Raw genomic sequence first — 2,874 nt, 5'->3', positions numbered from 1 at the left:
GTGTACAGGCCATAGAGGGAGATGTAACCGACGAGATCGACGAAGCCCGCCGCCCACGTCATCGCGAAGGCCAGGTTGACCTTCTCGAGCGTAGTCAGCGGGCCGATCGCGTTGCGCAATCCGTTACCTCGCCGATCAATGTAACACCGACGGGCGGCCGGTGGTGAATCGGAGAGTGGCCGGCGGCAAAGCGCGCGGGCACCTCGGTTCGATTGGATTTAATATTTCGACCATACTAGAATTATCGTAGTGAATCGATTCGTCGAACAGTTTAGCGCGCTCGGACAGAAGGACCGCCTCGAGATTTTTCGGCTGCTGGTGCGAGCCGGGCCGCAGGGCAAATGCGTCGAGGAAATCAAGCGGTGGTTGAGGATGCCGGGCTCAACGCTGTCCCACCACCTGGACGCTTTGACCCGATGCGGGCTGCTCACAGCGCGTCGCTCGGGACGGTTTATCTACTACGCAATCGATTGGGCGAAGACTGCGAAATTGATCCGGTTTATGACCGAGGACTGCTGTGCCGATCTTCATACGAAGCTGGGCGCAACGCCGGCTCGCTCGCTGTCCGCCAATCGGGGGACATGAGATGGACGCGGCTTTGAAAACCTTTGGCGGGTTTGACCTGCCGTCGGACTCGCCGCTCTTCATCGGTGTCCTTGTCATCCATGTCCTGCTCGGCTTGGCGTGCGTGGTTTTTGGGATCGTCGCGATGCTTAGCGCGAAACGCCGAGGTCAGCACCCGACGGCCGGGACCTTGTATTACTGGAGTCTCGCCGCGCTGTTCGCGACCGCGTCGGTGCTGGCCGCGATGCGATGGGCCGAGGACTATCACCTGTTCATCCTCGGCGCGCTTTCTTTCATGGCGGCGACGGTGGGGCGTATCGCGCGACGGCAGTTGTGGCGGAGGTGGGTTGATTTTCACGTTAGCGGGATGGGGCTGTCGTACATCCTGATGCTCACGGCGTTTTACGTGGATAACGGCAAGAACCTGCCGCTGTGGAGGGATCTCCCGTACATCGCGTATTGGCTACTGCCCGGCGCGGTGGGAGTGCCGCTAATATTCAGCGCGCTGCATAGATGGCATCGAAGGTTTGCGCCTGGGCCGGCCCCTGCAGCAGTCGCACGGAATGCAACACTCTAATTCTGGCAATATATTGGAGGTTTCAATGAGTAACGAATCGATCCGGGAGACGGTCCGGGAGGAGTACGCGAAAGCAGCGCGGCGAGTTACGGTTCAGGGCGGCGCGTGCTGCGGTTCAGCGGCGCCCGCGGGCAATCCGATCACGTCGAATCTTTACGGCGACGCTGAAACGGCATCGCTTCCCACCGCAGCGCTCGCGGCGTCGCTCGGATGCGGAAATCCGACCGCGCTCGCCGAGCTCGAACCTGGCGAAACAGTGCTCGACCTGGGATCGGGCGGCGGTATCGACGTGATCCTCTCCGCGCGAAGAGTGGGCCCGTCGGGCAAGGCGTACGGGCTCGACATGACCGACGAGATGCTCGCACTTGCGCGCGAGAACCAGCGCAAAGCGGGAGTTCAGAATGTCGAGTTCCTCAAAGGCGAGATCGAAAAGATTCCGCTGCCCGAGAATTCGGTCGATGTGATCATCTCGAACTGCGTGATCAACCTGTCGGGCGACAAGGACCGCGTGCTGCGCGAGGCGTTCCGGGTGCTGAAACCGGGCGGGCGATTCGCTGTTTCGGACATCGTGGTGCGAGGCGCGATGCCGGCGGACGTCCGCCGCAGCGTCGAGTTGTGGGCGGGCTGTATCGCGGGTGCGCTGGAGGAATCGGAGTACCGCGCGAAGCTCGAAGCGGCGGGATTCGAGCGGATCGAAGTGGAGCCGACGCGAATCTACACGGCGGCTGACGCGAAGGGGTTTCTCGCGGGCAATGAAGGCCTGGAGAGAATCGCGCAGATGGCGGACGGCAAGTTCATGAGCGCGTTCGTGCGAGCGCGCAAGCCGTGAAGTCGATGGCCGGCGTCGGGTTGGCTGACGTCATCTCCGCGTACAGCGGGACGCAGACAGAGTTCATGAAATTGCTGTTCGGACAGCAACTTCACATCGGCGGCATGAAGGCGTCGCTTGACCTGGCCGAGCGCGCCGGAATCGCTGCCGGGTCGAGCGGGATCGATCTGTGCTGCTGCAACGGTGCGGGTATGCGCCTGCTGGTGCGCTCGCGCAACGTTGCCTCGATGGTCGGAGTCGATGCGACCGCGGCGGTGGTCGAGCGGGGTCGGCGTCTGACCCGCGAAGAAGGGCTCGATGGGCGCGTCCGGTTCGTGCACGCCGACGCTTGTAAGTGTGACCTGCCTTCGGCCAGCGCGGATTTCGTGTGGAGCGAAGATGCGTGGTGCTATGTCGCTGACAAGCCGAAGTTGATCGCGGAAGCGGCGCGGATGGTGCGTCCCGGCGGCGTCATTGCGTTCACCGACTGGGTCGAAGGACCGGCGGGGCTTACCGATGCGGAGGCGCAGCGTTTTTTGGCCATGATGACGTTCGCCAACGTCGAGGACATTGCTGGCTATGTCAAACTGCTGTCCGCCAGCGGTTGTGAGGCGCGTCTCGCCGAAGACACCGAACGGTTTGCTCCGCATTTTGAGTTGTATCTCAACATGATCGAGATGCAGCTTACCTATGATGTGTTGCGGACCCTCGCGTTCCGCGCCGAGCTGATGGAAACGCTGGTCGATGGATTCCGCTTTCTCGGCGAGATGGCGCGCGCCGGAAAGATCGCTCAGGCGCGGTTCGTCGCACGGCGGCCATAGGCGCGAACGCTCATCCTTCACACGGAAAACGTGAGCGCATCGCGAGCGATGTGCTCACGTCACGCCGTCGTCACAGCGTGTCCAGGAAATTCACCACATCCTGC

At 62.2% G+C, this 2,874-nt stretch carries 4 protein-coding genes; all 4 read left to right on the top strand.

Going from position 1 to position 2,874, the window contains the following annotated elements; all coding sequences use genetic code 11:
- Window positions 1–249: 249 nt before the first annotated feature.
- The 4 genes from VIW95_RS14675 to VIW95_RS14660 are packed head-to-tail and all read left to right on the top strand — an operon-like array spanning window position 250 to window position 2,770.
- Entirely contained in the window at window positions 250–585 is a 336-nt protein-coding gene (locus VIW95_RS14675) for a metalloregulator ArsR/SmtB family transcription factor (protein WP_331587825.1), read from the top strand.
- Window position 586: 1 nt separating this feature from the next.
- Window positions 587–1,141, top strand: a complete 555-nt coding sequence (locus VIW95_RS14670; protein WP_331587823.1) for a hypothetical protein — start codon at window positions 587–589, stop codon at window positions 1,139–1,141.
- Between the two features lie 25 nt (window positions 1,142–1,166).
- Window positions 1,167–1,970 carry an arsenite methyltransferase gene (locus VIW95_RS14665; protein ID WP_331587821.1) on the top strand — a complete coding sequence of 268 codons (804 nt, stop codon included), beginning with the start codon at window positions 1,167–1,169 and terminating at the stop codon, window positions 1,968–1,970.
- Window positions 1,971–1,975: 5 nt separating this feature from the next.
- Window positions 1,976–2,770: a class I SAM-dependent methyltransferase gene (locus VIW95_RS14660; RefSeq protein ID WP_331587827.1), complete on the top strand. Its 795-nt coding sequence runs from the start codon at window positions 1,976–1,978 to the stop codon at window positions 2,768–2,770.
- Window positions 2,771–2,874 lie beyond the last annotated feature (104 nt).

The organism is Binatus sp. (SeqCode), from assembly GCF_036522015.1.
Classification (GTDB): domain Bacteria; phylum Desulfobacterota; class Binatia; order Binatales; family Binataceae; genus Binatus.
This window is presented reverse-complemented; position numbering and strand designations above follow the sequence as displayed.